The sequence below is a fragment of the Pelagicoccus sp. SDUM812005 genome (assembly GCF_031127875.1).
GTDB lineage: Bacteria > Verrucomicrobiota > Verrucomicrobiia > Opitutales > Opitutaceae > Pelagicoccus.
In genome coordinates this window covers 364,359-379,415 of record NZ_JARXIA010000002.1, presented here as the reverse complement: position 1 = coordinate 379,415, position 15,057 = coordinate 364,359, and the positions used below count along the sequence as shown (strand labels likewise).

General features: G+C 60.8%; 13 protein-coding genes. 4 read left to right on the top strand and 9 right to left on the bottom strand.

Annotated features, from left to right (window positions below; genetic code table 11):
• The first annotated feature begins 311 nt into the window (after positions 1 to 311).
• Together gluQRS and QEH57_RS05090 are read left to right on the top strand one after the other, a co-directional pair.
• Positions 312 to 1,175 (top strand): tRNA glutamyl-Q(34) synthetase GluQRS, encoded by an 864-nt coding sequence (gene gluQRS / locus QEH57_RS05095; protein WP_309005603.1) that lies wholly within the window; start codon positions 312 to 314, stop codon positions 1,173 to 1,175.
• Between the two features lie 61 nt (positions 1,176 to 1,236).
• Positions 1,237 to 1,911: a MarC family protein gene (locus QEH57_RS05090; RefSeq protein ID WP_309005602.1), complete on the top strand. Its 675-nt coding sequence runs from the start codon at positions 1,237 to 1,239 to the stop codon at positions 1,909 to 1,911.
• Between the two features lie 47 nt (positions 1,912 to 1,958).
• Here the strand turns inward: QEH57_RS05090 and ybeY are convergent, their stop codons facing one another.
• From ybeY to QEH57_RS05070, 4 genes are all read right to left on the bottom strand, one after another.
• Positions 1,959 to 2,435 carry an rRNA maturation RNase YbeY gene (gene ybeY / locus QEH57_RS05085; RefSeq protein ID WP_309005601.1) on the bottom strand — a complete coding sequence of 159 codons (477 nt, stop codon included), beginning with the start codon at positions 2,433 to 2,435 and terminating at the stop codon, positions 1,959 to 1,961.
• Positions 2,392 to 4,764 (bottom strand): HDIG domain-containing metalloprotein, encoded by a 2,373-nt coding sequence (locus QEH57_RS05080; protein WP_309005600.1) that lies wholly within the window; start codon positions 4,762 to 4,764, stop codon positions 2,392 to 2,394. The genes ybeY and QEH57_RS05080 overlap by 44 nt, the downstream gene beginning before the upstream one ends.
• Before the next feature lie 55 nt (positions 4,765 to 4,819).
• The gene (locus QEH57_RS05075) at positions 4,820 to 5,782 is read right to left on the bottom strand and encodes a PhoH family protein (RefSeq protein WP_309005599.1); all 963 of its coding nucleotides are present in this window, start codon (positions 5,780 to 5,782) and stop codon (positions 4,820 to 4,822) included.
• Positions 5,783 to 5,843: 61 nt separating this feature from the next.
• Positions 5,844 to 6,335: an HIT domain-containing protein gene (locus tag QEH57_RS05070; RefSeq protein ID WP_309005598.1), complete on the bottom strand. Its 492-nt coding sequence runs from the start codon at positions 6,333 to 6,335 to the stop codon at positions 5,844 to 5,846.
• Between the two features lie 168 nt (positions 6,336 to 6,503).
• Between QEH57_RS05070 and QEH57_RS05065 the strand changes: the two genes are divergently transcribed.
• Positions 6,504 to 7,796 carry a glycosyltransferase N-terminal domain-containing protein gene (locus QEH57_RS05065; protein WP_309005597.1) on the top strand — a complete coding sequence of 431 codons (1,293 nt, stop codon included), beginning with the start codon at positions 6,504 to 6,506 and terminating at the stop codon, positions 7,794 to 7,796.
• 47 nt (positions 7,797 to 7,843) lie between these two features.
• Positions 7,844 to 8,080: a ferredoxin gene (locus QEH57_RS05060; RefSeq protein ID WP_309005596.1), complete on the top strand. Its 237-nt coding sequence runs from the start codon at positions 7,844 to 7,846 to the stop codon at positions 8,078 to 8,080.
• 116 nt (positions 8,081 to 8,196) lie between these two features.
• Here the strand turns inward: QEH57_RS05060 and QEH57_RS05055 are convergent, their stop codons facing one another.
• The 5 genes from QEH57_RS05055 to QEH57_RS05035 all read right to left on the bottom strand — a co-directional run bounded on the left by QEH57_RS05055 (position 8,197) and on the right by QEH57_RS05035 (position 14,983).
• Positions 8,197 to 9,672, bottom strand: coding sequence for a TrkH family potassium uptake protein (locus tag QEH57_RS05055; protein ID WP_309005595.1), 1,476 nt, complete (start codon positions 9,670 to 9,672; stop codon positions 8,197 to 8,199).
• A 72-nt stretch (positions 9,673 to 9,744) separates the two neighbouring features.
• Positions 9,745 to 11,106 carry a Trk system potassium transporter TrkA gene (gene trkA / locus QEH57_RS05050; RefSeq protein WP_309005594.1) on the bottom strand — a complete coding sequence of 454 codons (1,362 nt, stop codon included), beginning with the start codon at positions 11,104 to 11,106 and terminating at the stop codon, positions 9,745 to 9,747.
• A 208-nt stretch (positions 11,107 to 11,314) separates the two neighbouring features.
• Entirely contained in the window at positions 11,315 to 11,707 is a 393-nt protein-coding gene (locus QEH57_RS05045; protein ID WP_309005593.1) for a DUF1318 domain-containing protein, read from the bottom strand.
• Between the two features lie 27 nt (positions 11,708 to 11,734).
• A complete protein-coding gene (locus QEH57_RS05040; RefSeq protein WP_309005592.1) occupies positions 11,735 to 11,935 on the bottom strand; it encodes a hypothetical protein in 201 nt (66 codons plus the stop codon).
• A 108-nt stretch (positions 11,936 to 12,043) separates the two neighbouring features.
• Positions 12,044 to 14,983: a YdbH domain-containing protein gene (locus tag QEH57_RS05035; protein ID WP_309005591.1), complete on the bottom strand. Its 2,940-nt coding sequence runs from the start codon at positions 14,981 to 14,983 to the stop codon at positions 12,044 to 12,046.
• Between the last annotated feature and the right edge of the window lie 74 nt (positions 14,984 to 15,057).

Sequence of the window (15,057 nt, the reverse complement as noted above, 5' to 3'; positions counted from 1 at the left end):
ACGCGGACAAAATAAAGGCCCGCCGTGAGGCGGGCCAAGGGGATGGGAGGGAAATTGTGTGCGGCCCGCGAAATTTTGACGAGCCTTCTGATCTGCTAAATCCTAGAAGCGCTCGGTCCCCGATGAGAGGAGTGGATTGTGAATCATTGCCGTGAGCTTCATAGTCTTAAGTTTGATCAGCTTTCTGAAAAAGTTAAGTTCAGCGAATAAAGATGGACGAAACAGTTCAGGCAAGAAAAAGTTTGTTTAAACTACACTTGTAGTGCTGTGGGTATGACAGAGGGTTCTCGGTTCTGGGTGAGATAAGGATTATGGTTAAGAGCAAGCGTAGGATATTTGGGGAATATGTGGGGAGGGTGGCGCCGACTCCGACGGGTTTGATGCATCTGGGGCATGCGTGCACCTTTTTGGAGGCCCAGCGTCGGGCTCGGGCGGCTGGCGGGAAGCTGCTATTGCGTATCGAGGATTTGGATCAGGCCCGTTGCAAGCCGGAGTTCGTGGAGGCTTTGGCGGAGGATTTGGCGTGGGCGGGGCTGAGCTGGGAGCCGGAGGTGCTGCGGCAGAGCGAGCGCTTGGCTTGGTTTCGCGAGGTGCTGGGGAGGCTGCGGGAGGCGGGAGTGGTGTACCCGTGCTCGTGTTCGCGCAAGGATGTGGCGGAGGCGATCCGGGCTCCACATGTGGAGGGGCAGGAGCCGTTGTATCCGGGCACCTGTCGCGAGCGGGAGTTTGTCTTTGGGAGCGAGGCGGAAGCCTTGGCGATCAACTGGCGCTTTCGGGTACCCGACGGGGAGGCGATCGCGTTCGAGGACGGGCGGCTCGGGGCGCAACATTTCGTGGCGGGCCGGGATTTCGGGGATTTCTTGGTTTGGCGGAAGGATGGCTTTCCCAGCTACGAGTTGGCGGTGGTGGCGGACGACGTGGCCCAAGGGATTACGGAGGTGGTGCGCGGGGAGGATTTGTTGGCGTCGACGGCGCGGCAGCTTCTGCTTTATCGGGCTTTGGGCGAGGAGCCGCCTGCTTTTTATCACTGTCCTTTGATTTTGGATACGGAAGGGAAGCGGTTGGCGAAGCGGGCGGGGGCGATGGGCTTGCGCGAATTGCGGGCTGGCGGGGCGCGGCCGGAGGAGTTGGAGGAGATCGCTAAGCGGGGTGGACGCTTGCGGGGCGGCGCGTGAGCGCTAGGCTCGGGGAGTTGGGGGTTGAATTTTGGGAGCGGGGGTGATGGGGATTGCAGGGATGGCTTTTTCAATCGAGTTCCTGCTGCTTTCGGTGGTGTCGCTTTTTACGATCGTGAATCCGTTTTCGGCTGTGCCGGCTTTCTTGGCGATCACTCCGAACGAGACGGTGGCGGACCGGAAGGCGGCGGCTCGCATGGCTTGCTTGATCGGAGCTTGCTTGCTGGTTTTGACGGCTTTGGCGGGGGAGTTCGTCTTTCGCTTGTTGGGTATCACCATTCCGGCCCTGCAGATTGCCGGCGGTATCATCTTGTTTTCGATTGGCTTCGAAATGGTGCGGGCTCCGGACGCGCCGAAGCGCTTGAACGAGAAAGAGAGCGTGGCGGCTCGGGAGAAGGCTGACGTTGCGGTGACGCCGCTGGCGGTGCCCTTGCTGTGCGGGCCGGGGTCGGTTTCGACGGTGATCATCCTGGAGAGCCAGGCGAAGTCGCTTTGGGAGACGGGTATGCTGTTGGCGAGCATCCCGATCGTCTATTTGGCGAGTTTCTTTATCTTGAGCGCGTCGGCGAAGGGCGGCGAGTGGCTGAACCCGATCCTGCTGAGGATCTTGCGTCGGGTGATGGGGCTGCTGTTCGCGGTGATCGCGGTGCAGTTCGTGGTGAACGGAGTGACTCAGCTACCGTTCGTGGACGGGATGGAGGAACCGGCGGCCGTCGAGGCTGCTGGCGAGGAATAAGCGGAGGCGTGGCTATAGGCTCCGCGGATGCGGGCTAAGGCGCTGCGCTAGGACAGGCTGAAGCTGGGCATGGCTTTGGCTTTGCGCGCGATTTCGAGCGCTTGTTGCTCGGCGCGGCGCATGAGGGCCCGGTCGGTTTCTTCGATGTCGTCGAAGCCGCAGAGGTGCAGGTAGCCGTGGATGATGTAGAGGCTGAGCTCGTGGCTGAAGTCGAGGTTCTCTTTTTTGGCGTACTCTCTTGCGACCTGGGGGCAGACGATGACTTCTCCGGCTTGGTCGATATCGGGATCGGGCGGGAAGGTAATGACGTCGGTGGGAGTGGGATCTCCCATGAATTGGTCGTGCAGTTGGGCGATGTACTCCTTGTCGACGAAGGCGATGGAGAGCTCTCCGGGAGGGGCGTCGAAGGCTCCGGCCTTGTCTAGGGCTCGGATGAGACGTTCGATCTCGGATTCGTCGTATCCGAGCTTTGGACACAGGCTATTTACTTGTACTCGCGCTGGTGCGTTCTGTTTTTCGGTCATCCGTCTTGGTCGAGGATTTCTTGGGGGCTTTTTCTCCGGTCTTCTGCCCTGGGTACGCGATGCGCGTGTGGAGGGAATTGAGCAGAGTGAAGATGAATGATTCGCGGACTTTGGCGACTTCCGCGATGGTGATGGGGCAGTCGTTGAGCTGTCCGTCTTCGATGTTGGCGGAGAAGATGCGGTCGACGAGTTCCTCGACGTTTTGGGGGGTGACCTTGGCGAGGGAGCGGGAGGCGGCTTCTACGGAGTCGGCGAGCAGGATGACGGCGGATTCCTTGAACTGGGGTTTGGGGCCGTCGTAGCGGTAGGTGGATTCCTGGACGTGGGAGGGATCTTCGGCCTGTTGCTTGGCCTTGTGGTGGAAGAAGCGGATGAGGTTGGTGCCGTGGTGCTGGCGGATGACGTCGATGATGGGGCGGGGCAGCTTGTAGGTGAGGCCGAGGTCGACGCCTTCCTTGACGTGGGACTTGATGACGAGGGCGGAGAAGGAGGGGGTCTTCTCGTTGTGGGGGTTGTAGCCGTCGAGTTGGTTTTCGGTGAAGTATTCCGGTTTTACCAGTTTGCCGATGTCGTGGAACATGCAGGCCACGCGGGCTAGCAGGCCGTTGGCTTCGATGGCGTTGCAGGCGTTTTCGGCTAAGTTGGCGACCATCAGGGAGTGGTGCCAGGTGCCGGGCGCTTCGAGCTGCATGCGGCGCAGGATGGGGTGGTTGTAGTCCGAGAGCTCGAGCAGGGTGATGTCGGTGGTGCGTTTGAAGAGGCCTTCGAGGATGGGCAGGACGCCGACCACGACGACGCCTTCGATGAGGCCGGTGGCGAGGCCGCCGGTCATTTGGTAGATGAGGGTGGACCAGGGGAGGCCGTCGACGAAGTTGAAGAGGAGGGTGAAGGTGGCGACGCTGACGCCGGCGAAGAAGCCGGCGGTGACGACGCGGCCGCGCTTGCGCAGGTTTCGGGAGACGTAGATGGCGACGGTGGAGGCGAGGAAGGACATGACCAGCAGGTCGAGCCGGTTGCCGAACATGACGGCGGTGAAGAGGCTGATCATGAGGGCCATGAGCAGGCCGGGGCCGGTGCCAATGAGGATGGCGACCAGCATGGGGGCCAGCACGGTCGGTGTGATGTAGGGGAGGATGGCGGAGAGCTGGTTGTCGTAGAGGAAGGTTTCGATGTTTCCGAGCTCGAAGCAGGTGCGCACGAGCAGGAGGTTGACGAAGACGACGAGGGAGAGCAGGGCGAGTCGGCCGTTGGACTGGAAGGTGCGGCGGTGCTCGAGGCGGATGTAGAAGGTGGCGGCGATGACCATGGCCAGCACGAGGAGGATACGGCCGATGAGCTGGTTATCGACGGTGCCTTCGCTCTTGTCGGCGATGTGGCGTTGGTATTCCCGCAGCTGCTCGTGCTGCTCTTGGGTGACGGGTTGTCCCGGCTCGATGATGGAGGCGCCTTCCTGCACGTTTACGATGACGGGCTTGAGGGAGGCGAGCAGCTCTTGGCGGCGGATTTCCATCTCGGCCTCGCTCTTGCGGAGGTTGGGCTTGATGGCGTCGCGGAAGATGCGGATGACGGCGTCGGCGGTCTGGGGCTGCACGTTGGAGGCGCGCAGGTTGATGCGGACGGAGCGGAGGGCGTCCTCGATGGACTCCACTCGCTTTTGGCCGATCTTGTTGTCCAGGTTGGCGATGTGGAAGATGGCGACGGCGCCTTGGCTGAACTTGAAGGTGGGGTCGTTTTCGTCGTAAATGCCGAGCTTGAAGCTTTCTTCGATGCTGATGAGCCCGGTTTCGATGAGGTTTTCAAAAGTCTTCTGGTTGGTGTTCTCTATAATGAGGGAAAGGTTCTCGGGGGTGAGGCGGTAGTTGCCCTTGGCGTTGAACTCCCGGGTGAGGGTGGCGATGTGGCTTTGGGCCTGGCCGACGATGAGGTCGTCCTTGATCTGGCGGAATCGGGCGACGGCCTGGACCAGTTCCTTGACGTGGGTTTTGAAGGCGTTGTAGGGCTCCATGTCTATGCGGTAGACGTGGGGGGCCTCTTTGAGGAGCTGCTGGCGTCGGCGTTCCGTGAGGATGGGGGAGCTGTAGGAGAAGGCTTCCGCGGCCACGATGCGGATGGACGCTACCTGGTTGGGGAGGATCTGGAAGCCGCTGGGCTTGATGCCTACGAAGCTGGTGACGACGATGAGGGCGACGGTGGTGAGGAAGACCAGTCCACCCACGAGGGAGCTCTCCTCGAGGAATCGAGGCAAGGTGGAGGGCGTCTCGGTGCGACGTTTCCTCTTCTTAGGGAACGTCTTCTGAAACCATGCCTTTAGTTGCTCGGAAACGGGCATATGTGGAGAGACTCTTTGTGGATCAAATGATTCAAATTCGGGCAAGCTTTACCCTCTATTGATGAGTGTCGCGGTAGCGGTCGTAGGCCTGGATGATCTTCTGCACGAGGTGGTGGCGGACGACGTCGCCGGCGTCGAAGAAATGGAAGCTGATTCCTTTTAGGCCCTTGAGGATGTTTTTAACTTCGAGCAGCCCGGAGGAGCGGTGCTTAGGGATATCGACTTGGGTGAGGTCTCCTGTAATGACCATTTGGCTGCCTTCCCCGAGGCGCGTGAGGAACATCATCATTTGCTCGGAGGTGGTGTTTTGGGCTTCGTCCAGAACGACGAAGGAATTGCTCAGGGTGCGTCCGCGCATGTAGGCGAGGGGGGCGATTTCGATGATGCCGCGCTCGGTGAGCTTTTCGATGTCGGACGGGCTGAGCATGTCGTTGAGGGCGTCGTAGAGCGGGCGCAGGTAGGGAAGGATCTTTTCCTGCAGGTCGCCGGGGAGGAAACCGAGGGTTTCGCCCGCTTCCACGGCCGGGCGGCTGAGAATGATACGCTCGACCTTGCCTTCGATGAGCTTGGAAACGGCGGCTGCCATGGCGAGGTAGGTCTTGCCGGTACCTGCAGGTCCTATGCCGAAGACGACGTCGTTTTCGAAGATGGAGCGGAGGTATTGCTTTTGTCCTAAGGTCTTGGGGACGATGCTCTTGCGCTTGGTCTTGATGACGGTGCCCCGTTCGAAGAGGGAGCGCAGCTCGTCTTGCTTGCCTTCGGAGACGCCGGTGACGGTCTTTTGGAAGTCGGCGTTCTTTACGGTGAGGCCTTGTTCGCGGCCTTCGAGGAGAAGCTCGAAGACGTCGGCCACGGCGGCGATGGCGGTCTCGCTGGCGGCGTCGACCTGGATCCAATTGTCGCGGGACACGACGGTGGCGTCGAAGGTGGACTCCAGCAGCTCGAGGTTTCCTTGGTCGCTGCAATAGAGCTCGCTCAGCTGGCGAGGGCTTTGGAAATGGATTTTGCGGGAAGGCATGTAGTAGAGCTAGGGGTGAAAAGCGATGGGTGAACGGGGCAGGCGCCCCTGTTTCACGTTTTCAGATGCCACTTTTCAAAGTTTGACTCAGGTGTTCCCACATGGCTTCGAGCGACTGGGGGAGGACGCGGGTGGAGCCGAGGACGGGCATGAAGTTGGTGTCGCCGCTCCAGCGGGGCACGACGTGCTGGTGCAGGTGCTTGGGCACGCCCGCTCCGGCGGCTTCGCCGAGGTTGATGCCGATGTTGAAGCCGTTCGGGTTCAAGGCCTTAGCCAGCAATCTCTTGGCTTTTAGCGTGGTTTTGGTGAAGCAGAGCAGTTCCTCGTCGCTGAGGTCCTCCAGGTCGGGCACTTCCCGATAGGGGAGGATGAGCAGGTGTCCGGCGTTGTAGGGATAGCGGTTCATGAGGATGAAGCTGTGCTTCTCGCGGGAGAGAATGAGGGTTTCCTTGTCGTTGTCCAAGGCGGGCAGGTCGACAAAGGGGTGCCGTTGAGCAGGCGTCTTTTCCTGCTTCACGTAGTCCATTCTCCAATATGCGTGAAGGTGATCCATCTTGATTTGAAAGCGGGAGAATAGGTTCGAGGGGGCGCTTGTCAATGAGGAGGGCGGGCGGCGGCGAGGGGCGAAAACTGGACCGTACTGTAACTTAGAAGGGGGGGGAAGAGCGGGTTTAGGATGGGGAGGCTTGCCTTGGCGGGGGAGAGTTGGTTTTGAGGGCGGGTGTTTATTTGGATCTATCGAGTCCTTTTTCTTCCACTCTGGCTGCTGACTTTGCCGGGCTACTTGCTGCACATCCGCAAGCGCGGCGGGTACCGGAAGGATTTCGGTACGCGTTTCGGCCGCGGGATGGAGGTGCCGGCGAAGCGAGCGGGAGCGAAGCGGATTTGGATCCAGGCGGTGAGCTTGGGGGAGATGCTGGCGATCGAGCCGCTGCTCAAGGCTCTGGCGGCGGACGAGCGTATCGAGATTTACCTTACAGTGACGACGAGCACGGGCTATGCGTTGGCCCAGGAGAAGTACGGCGAACTGGCGGTGGGGATCTCTTATTTTCCGATCGATTTCTATCCGTTCAGCGCTCGGGTTTGGGACAAGATCGACCCGGATGTCGCGATCTGCGCGGAGACGGAGCTTTGGCCGGAGCACACGCGGCAGGCGGCGAAGCGAGGGGTTCCGTTCCTGCTGGTGAACGGTCGCCTTTCGGACCGCTCCTTCAAGCGGGCCATGAAGTTGCGCGGCTTTTTCCGTACTATCCTTTCGAATACGTCGCAGGTCTACGCCTGTTCGGATCTGGACCGGGAACGCTATATCGCCTTGGGGGCACCTGCGGAGCGGGTGAGCGCGACGGGAAACATCAAGGTCGACGTGACGATCGAGCCGATCTTGGACGCGGTGACGCGGGCGTCGATGCGAGCGGAGATGGGCTTGAGCGAGGGGTTCCTCTTGCTGGGGTCCTCGACGTGGCCGGGGGAGGAGGAGATGCTGGTCGAGGCCCTGCGGGCGATCCGGGAGCGAGAGCCGGCGGCCCGTTTGCTGATCGTGCCGCGGCATGCGGAGCGTCGCCACGAGATCGAGGCGATGTTGCGGGAGCGGGCGAGCGACTTGAGGTTTCACTTCAAGAGCCGCGGCGTTCCGGAAGGGGAGCTGGATATTTTGGTGGCCGACACGCATGGGGAGCTGCGGGCTCTGACGCAGTTGTCGGACTTGGCGTTCGTGGGGAAGTCGCTGCCGCCGCATACGGAGGGGCAGACTCCCGTAGAGTGCGGGGCCCTGGGCGCTCCGATGGTCTTCGGCAGCGGCATGTCGAATTTCCGCAGCATTCGCGAGGGGCTTTTGCAGCATGGCGCGGCGCGCGAGGTGAAGGATGCGGCGGAGGCGATCGAGGCGATCGTGGAATTGAGCCAGGACGCGGACGCTCGCGCCAAGATGAGCACGGGGGGATTGGCTTGGCATGCGGGGAGCAGGGGAGCGGTCGCCCGCACGGCTGCGGGAGTGCTGAGCTGGCTGGATCGCTAGCGCTCGCATCTTGACAGGAACGGTGAATTATAGATTTAAACGCTGATATGGCAGACAAATCCGATAAGTGGTCAGACAACGCAGCTGGCAAGTTTTACGTAGATGAGCAGTGCATCGACTGTGACCTTTGCCGTGAAACCGCACCAGACTTCTTCACTCGCAACGACGACGAAGCCTACTCGTTCGTGCACACGCAGCCTACCGACCAGGCTGGCATCGACCTCTGTATGGAAGCTCTCGAAGGTTGCCCGGTAGAGGCGATCGGCGACGACGGCGACGAGTAGTCGCGCGAGCTAAGCGCCAAGAATTTTGCAAACGCGTTCCCGCAAGGGGACGCGTTTTTTCGTGGCTTTACGGTAAGCTTAAATTCTGGGGCGCGCGGGACTACGCCGCGGAGCGCTTAGGAGAAGCGTTTCCAGAGGGGGGGAGCGAAGAGGGCTAGGATGGCGTAGAGCTCGAGTCGTCCCATGATCATGAGCAGGGAGAGGAAGAGCTTGGTATGGTAGTGGAGGAAGCCGAAGTTCTCGGTGGGGCCGACTTCCGCGATGCCGGGGCCGACGTTGAAGAGGCAGGCGAAGACGATGCTGAGGTTGGTGTCGATCTTGTGGGAGGTTTCGAAGACCGAGACCAAGAGGATGGAGCCGCAGATGACGCTGGCGATGAGAACGAGGTAGGAATTGACTTCGCTGACGGCTTGGGGGCTGAGGGTATTGCCGTTGACGCGAATTTGGCGGACCACGCGGGTGCGGAAGGAGCGTTCGACGCCGACGATGGATTGCCGCAGGGCGATCACTAGGCGGGAAATCTTGATCCCGCCCGCGGTGGAGCCGGTACAGCCGCCCACCAGCATGAGGAAGAGCAGCATCATCTGCGGGAGGGAGGTCCACTGGGTGAAGTCTTCGGTGGCGAAGCCGGTCGTGGTCATGATGGAGACTACTTGGAAGGTGCCGGCGCGGATGGCGTGCTCGGTGGACCAGCCGGTGCCGTCGAAGCGCAGGAAGGCGCTGACGAGGATGCAGGCGATGACCAGGATGGAAAGGTAGGCGGCGAATTCGGTATTGCGCAGGACGAAGCGGAAGCGACCCATGCACAGGCGGAGGATGAGGATGAAGTTCAGGCCGGCCAAGGTCATGAAGACGATGGAGATCCACTCGATGGTGGGGCTGTCGAAGGCGGCGAAGCTGGCGGAACGTGTGCTGAAGCCGGCGGTGGATACGGTAGTGAAGGTGTGGCAGACGGCGTCGAACCAAGACATGTCGGCTCCCCAATAGGCGAGGTAGCAGGCGGTGGAGAGGCCGAGGTAGACCCAGACGAGCTTGGCCACGGTGGACTGGATGCGGCTTTCCTCGAATTCGGAGACGCTGCCCGAGGCTTCGTTGGCGTAGAGCATTTTGGCTCCGACTCCGATGAAGCCGAGCACGGCCACGAAGAATACGACGACGCCCATGCCGCCGATCCACTGGCTGAGGCAGCGCCAGAACATGAGGCTTGGGGGGAAGCTTTCCAGGTCGCCGAATACGGAGGCTCCGGTGGTGGTGAGTCCGGAGCTGCTCTCGAAGATGGCGTCCGCCATGTCGGCGTAGGGCAGCACCATGACGTAGGGGATGGCTCCGATGAGGCTGGCGAGTAGCCAGGCGAGGCCGATGGTGCAAAGGGCTTCCTTGCGGAAAAACTTCTTGGTGTGGTTACGGCCTACCCAGAAGAAGAGGACAGCTGCGAAGACGGAAATGCCCAGCGAGGTGATGAAGGCTTTTTGGGTGAGTTCCAGCTCGGCGGCAGAATCGAGCCAGTGGGCGGTGCAGAGGCAGACGATGAAGGCGATTGCCAGGATCAGCATCACGACGCCGAGGAGCTTCGATACGAGTGGGAAGTTCAAGGGGAGAGCGAAAGGTGGAGGGTGGAGAGTGGAACGGGATGCGTTCGAGGAGGCGAGCTGGCTCGGTTGGGCTTACTTGGTGAGCTTGAGGAGCTCCTTGATGCGGCTTTTGCAGATGATGGCGATGATGGAGTCGCCGGCTTGCAGGATGTCGTCGCCGGTAGGGGTTTTCGGCATGTAGTTGTGCTCGTGCCCGACGATCACGCATTCGGCAGGCCACTTGATATCGCGTATTCGCTTGTCGACTACGGCAGACTTTTCGGCGATATCGAGTTCGATGATGAAGTTGTTGTCCACTTCTTGGCGGACTTGGTCTTCGAGCTCGATGAAGGGTTTCTTGCCGATGTAGCGGAGGACTTCGTTGGTGGCGGCGACGCGAGGGGAGACTGCGAGCTCCACGCCGAGATTGGTGTTCAGCTTTTCCAGGATCTCGATGTAGTCGGCCCGGTTGATGGCAAGCATGGTGTGCTTGGCTCCCAGTTTGAAGGCTTGGAGGCAGGTCATGATGTTGTCTTCGTCGTCTTTGCGGCAAGCGACGAAGAAGTCCGAGTGGCCGACTTCTTCCTCCTCGAGCACGCGCAGGGAGGTGCCGTCGCCGTGGATCATGGTGACGCTGGGGAGTCGCTCGGCCAGGGTGTGGCAGATCTTGAGGTCCTTTTCGATGATGCGGATCTTGAAGCGCGGGTTGGAGAGGAGCCGCGCCAGCGAGATGGCGATTTCGGTGCCGCTAAGGATGGTGACGGTGATCTTGGCGGATCCTTTGGAGGAGGGGTCGAAGAGGGCTTTGGTTTCGAAAAGGGAGTCGGGGTGTCCGAATACGGTGACTTGGTCGCCGACGGAGAGGGTGGTGTTGGCGTTGGCGACGATGTTGCTGTCGCCTCGTTGGATGAGACCGATGCGGATATTTCCGGGCAGGCGCATGTCCTTGAGCGGCGTGCCGCAGACCTTGGCGCCGGGCTGGATCTCGATGGACTTGACCTCGATTTGGCCGCGACCGAAGTCCTCTACGGCGACGCGTCCGGGGTTGCGGATGCGTTTGGCGAGTTCTACGGCTGCGAGCGCTTCGGGATTGACGAGGTGGTCGATGCCGAAGTGGCGCTGGTGGTTGATGAGGGTGTTGTCGCGGTAGGTCGCGTCGTGGGCGCGGGCGAAGGTCTTGGTGGCGCCGAGGGCCTTGGCGAGGGAGGCGGAGACGAGGTTGGTCTCGTCGCTGCTCGTCATGGCGAGGAAGAAGTCGCACTTGTTGGCCCCAGCCTTGAGCAGGGTGCCGGCGGAGGCTCCGTTTCCTTTGACGACGCGCACGTCGACCGTCTCCGAGAGGGTATTGGCGAGCGCGTCGTCGCGTTCGATCACGGTGACGTCGTGGTCGGCGATGCTCAGGGTTTCGCTCAAATGGGTGCCGACTTCGCCAGCTCCAACGATAACGATCTTCATTAGAGAGAGCGTTTAGGCGATCGGACCTTGCTGAGCAAGAATTGCTTTTGGGTGAGGTCTGCCGCGCTCACGGACGGCAGGCCTAGGGGGATGCGCCTGGGGGCGGGGGCGCTTCAGCCCGCAAGGGATCTTGCAGCGCGGTCGCAGGCTTCCTGCTTCGCCAAGGCTATTGCGGACATGAAAGCTCCGCGCTGCGTGTTGGGCGTTGTTATCCTTTTTTCGACCAGGCTCCGTCGGGGGCTTGTATCCAAACGCCGGGAGCGGACTTCTTGCGGAGCTCTTCGGCGCGGCCTTGGCCGACTACGGTGGAGGTGAGGCCCAGGCGCTGGCCGACGAGGGTGTAGAGGGCGCGGCGGTCTGCGTTTTCCGCATTCATGAGCTTGGTCTCGTCGGGCTTGAGCATGGCTCGTTGCTCGAGCAGTCCGGAATTGTTTTCGCCGACTTTGCCGGCGAGCTTGAGGGCGTCGACGCTGGCGACGCGATCGATGATGCGTTGCTTGATGGCTTCCTCGTCGGCGGACTGGGCGGAGGCGAAGCTAGGGACGAGGGCGAAGAGCAGGGCGAAAAGGGGGAGGAAACGGGCGATGGAAAGTGTTTTCATGGTCGTTTGGACGGTGAGGTGGTGATGCTATTCAGATTCGTTGACGGTGGTGGAGGCGGCGTCGATATCCCCGAAGACGTCGGCGAGTTCCTTCTGGAGCTTAACGCGGAGGTCGATGGTGAGGTTCATATAGATCGGATCGAAGCTGCTATGGGTGCGCACGTTGATGCAGCCGGAACTGGCGATCGCGACGAGCGCGAGGGAGGTGAGGGCGATGGTTGATTTCACGAGACTGGATTGGGTTGGTAAAGTGTTGTTTGGGACCGCGGCGTGGGAGGCTTGTTTCGGATGGTGGGTAGCTTGTAGGAGAATAGACGGTGGCGCACGCTCCAAAATTCAAAGAGAATTGAGGCGGATGACAAAGTTGTAGAGTTCGGTGAGCGATCCGTGGAGTTCGGTGGCGATCACGACGGGAACGTCGCCGAGGTCGGTGTGGGCGGTGCCGCCGATCTGGATTTTTATAGGGGTGTCGGGTTCGTTCTCGGGGAAGAGGTCGGCGTAGAATTTCGTGATGGTGATGTTTCCGAGGGCTTGTTCGGCCGCCTTTTCGGGATCGATCTTGAGGAACTTGAGGAGGCGATCGGAGAAGCTTGGCTTTTGGGTAGGGGTGTCGGCGGAATCTTGGGTGAGCAGGCCGCGAGTATTGTAGCGGAGGGAGGCGGGAGCGCCGTCGGGCAGTCGCAGCTCCCCGCGCAGCAGTTCGAAGCTGCCGTCCTTGAGGCGGAAGGGCAGTTGTCCACTCACCTTGCCTTGCATGCGTCCGTCGAAGAAGTCGATGTAGCTGGTGATTTGGCCGAGGTCGAACTGGTCGAGGTCGAGGGCGCTTTGGAAGTCGGTGCCGTCGATGGGGATTTGGGCGGAGCGGAGGTGGGCTTGTCCACCGAAGAGCGATAGGGTGGCGAAGTCGACGGCGAGCAGTTCCCCGGCTTGGAGCTTGAATCGGCTTTGGGCCTGCATGGATTTCAGGTCGCCCGCTTCGATATCGGCGATGCGGAGGGTGGAGCTGAGCTCGCCGCTGTCCAGCTGGGCGAGGGAGGCCAGCTCGAGGTCGAGCTCGATGCCGCGAGCATTTAGCTGGGAGGCGGGATAGGCCAGGGATCCGTCACGAAGGGTGAGGGAGAGGGTTGCGTCGCTGGAGTCAGCCGTGGCGTGGAAGGCGCCTTTGGCCTGCAGGTCGGCGGATACGGTGATGCCTGACAGCTCCGGAACCAGGCGTCCGGGCAGGTCGGAATGCTGGAAGCTAAGGGGGGAGAGGCTGTATTCGCCGTTTAAGGACAGGTTGGAAAGAGGGTTTTCTAAAGTCTGTTGGCTGGAGGCTTGGACGGGGGTGCCGTCAATCATGGCGGAGAGCGAGGAGCTTCCCTCGAGGTTTTCCAACGGGCCGTGGAGCTCGTTTTCGAGGTAGAGTTGTTCGATGCGAAGCTTGTCGTAGGAGAGGATGCCGGCTCCGAAGGCCGACGAGAGAAGCCACTCGCTCGCTTGGGGCTTGAGGGAGACGCTGCCGCCGCTCCATTGAGCTTTGAGTTCGGGGGTTGCAAGTTGGTTGGCTTGCCAGTCGAGATTGAAGGTTGTGTTGGCGAGAAGGGGAGTGAGCGAAGCCTCGTCGAGTTTGAAGTCGGCGTCGAGAGGCGCGGTGTCGAGGTCTTGGAATTCGATCTGCGACTGGATGGCGATGCCATTTCCGTTGAGCGAATCGGATTGTATCGAGATATTGGATGCGTCGAAGTTTATGTTTCCGGAAAGGGTATCGGAGTCGTCGGGTTGGGTCAGAGACAGGATAAGTTGGTAGCTGCCTTGCAAGGTGGCGATTGGAGGAAAGCTGGCGAGAGGGCCCTCCGGAGACGCGGAGAGGTTGAGCTGGATTTCGCTACGGGTGTCGTAGACTTGGGTGTCGAGGGTGAGGCTTGAGGTGGGGAGGCTGGCTTCGGTTCCGGCGAGGGAAAGGGAGGCAGGGTGGAGCTCGCCGGTGAGGTGGATGCGGATCGGGTCGCTGGGCGTATCCGAAATCTGGATGGTTCCTGTTCCGTTGCGCAAGGTGGCAGGGCTGGTTTCTGCGAGCTCTAGGGGGGTGGCTTGGAAGGAGAGCTGCTGGGTGTCGCCCGAAAGGGTGAGGGTGAAGGGCGCGAGGTCGAATGCGTTGGCGGTGAAACGATGTTGGTCGGCTTTGGCGTTCAGGGGGGTGGCTGGATTTTCGAGTTCGTAGCGTAGTTGCAGGGAGCTGGCGGCTTGGATGTAGTCGGAGTCGTAGTTCCACGAGATGGGCTTCTGTGTTTGAATATCCAATACGCTGAAGTCGGTGATGGTGGCGACGAGTTGGATCGGGTCGCGGGAGTCGAGCGAAAGCGTTTCGCGGGTAATGGCAGCCGGGCTTAGGGTGAGTTGAAGGGGGATTTTGGCGAAGTCGGTGAGCGTTGTTTTCGCGCTGAGCTGATGGAGCTGGGCGGAGACTTCTTCGTATCCAATATCTAGGTCGTGGATTTCGAGGGAGAGCTCGAGGCGGGGGGATTTGTCGAGCGGCGGCGCGATTTTGGCAGTTAGGTCTAGGGGGCCGGCGGCGAGACGGTTTAGCTCCGGTAGGGACTGGCTCCACGCTGGATAGTAGGAGTCGAGCAAGGATTGGGGATACTCTAGATGGAGGGTTGCTTCGAACTCGCTGTCGTGAGGACTGGAGAGGTGGGCGCTGAGCTGGAGGGTGTCGCTCTGGCGAGCGAGCCGAGCTTCGAGCTGGAGGGCATCGGGGCGCGGTGCGGTTGCGGTCGCGGTTAGGGCGAAGGCGCTCGGTTCCGGGAGGTTGGAGAGCGTCAGGGATGAATCGACAATTTGGATACGATTGAAGGGAAGGGGAAAGAAAGGGGTGAGGTCCAGCTGGCGGGTGAGTTCGCTGAGCGGGGGGAGGGGGGCGTTGGTAGAAGGAGAAGGTTCGCTTGAATCGGGGAGTGTTAGCGAGAGGGAGAGGCCGCTCAGGATGGCTTCGTCTATCCGGTATTCGGAGAGGAGGTCGCGCAGGTCGAAGGAAAGTTCGATGCGGTCGCCGGAGAGTTCGTGGCCTTGGAACGCGAGCTTGAGGGACTCGATCGTGAGGGAGTCCGGCTGCAGTTGGGTGATGGTGAGCTCGGGATCTGAAACGCCTTGGTCTTGCAGGAAGTTCTTGGCGAGGTGGGTGGCGATCCGGGTGCGGAATCCCCAGAGCGCGACGGCGCCGATCAGCAGCAAGACCGTTAGGACGAGGAGCGCTCGGAGCAGGATGCGGCTTAGTTTGCGAAGACGGGGATTCACAGGGCGTAGTGGGAGGATCCGACAGATGATTGCCGGATATGCTCCGGCTTTTCAATAGGTCCTTGAGAAATCTT

Bases quoted from the DNA above. Each gene is read 5' to 3' on its own strand.
- gluQRS (WP_309005603.1), top strand. From the start codon at position 312: ATGGTTAAGAGCAAGCGTAGGATATTTGGGGAATATGTGGGGAGGGTG.
- QEH57_RS05090 (WP_309005602.1), top strand. From the start codon at position 1,237: ATGGCTTTTTCAATCGAGTTCCTGCTGCTTTCGGTGGTGTCGCTTTTT.
- ybeY (WP_309005601.1), bottom strand. From the start codon at position 2,435: ATGACCGAAAAACAGAACGCACCAGCGCGAGTACAAGTAAATAGCCTG.
- QEH57_RS05080 (WP_309005600.1), bottom strand. From the start codon at position 4,764: ATGCCCGTTTCCGAGCAACTAAAGGCATGGTTTCAGAAGACGTTCCCT.
- QEH57_RS05075 (WP_309005599.1), bottom strand. From the start codon at position 5,782: ATGCCTTCCCGCAAAATCCATTTCCAAAGCCCTCGCCAGCTGAGCGAG.
- QEH57_RS05070 (WP_309005598.1), bottom strand. From the start codon at position 6,335: ATGGATCACCTTCACGCATATTGGAGAATGGACTACGTGAAGCAGGAA.
- QEH57_RS05060 (WP_309005596.1), top strand. From the start codon at position 7,844: ATGGCAGACAAATCCGATAAGTGGTCAGACAACGCAGCTGGCAAGTTT.
- trkA (WP_309005594.1), bottom strand. From the start codon at position 11,106: ATGAAGATCGTTATCGTTGGAGCTGGCGAAGTCGGCACCCATTTGAGC.
- QEH57_RS05045 (WP_309005593.1), bottom strand. From the start codon at position 11,707: ATGAAAACACTTTCCATCGCCCGTTTCCTCCCCCTTTTCGCCCTGCTC.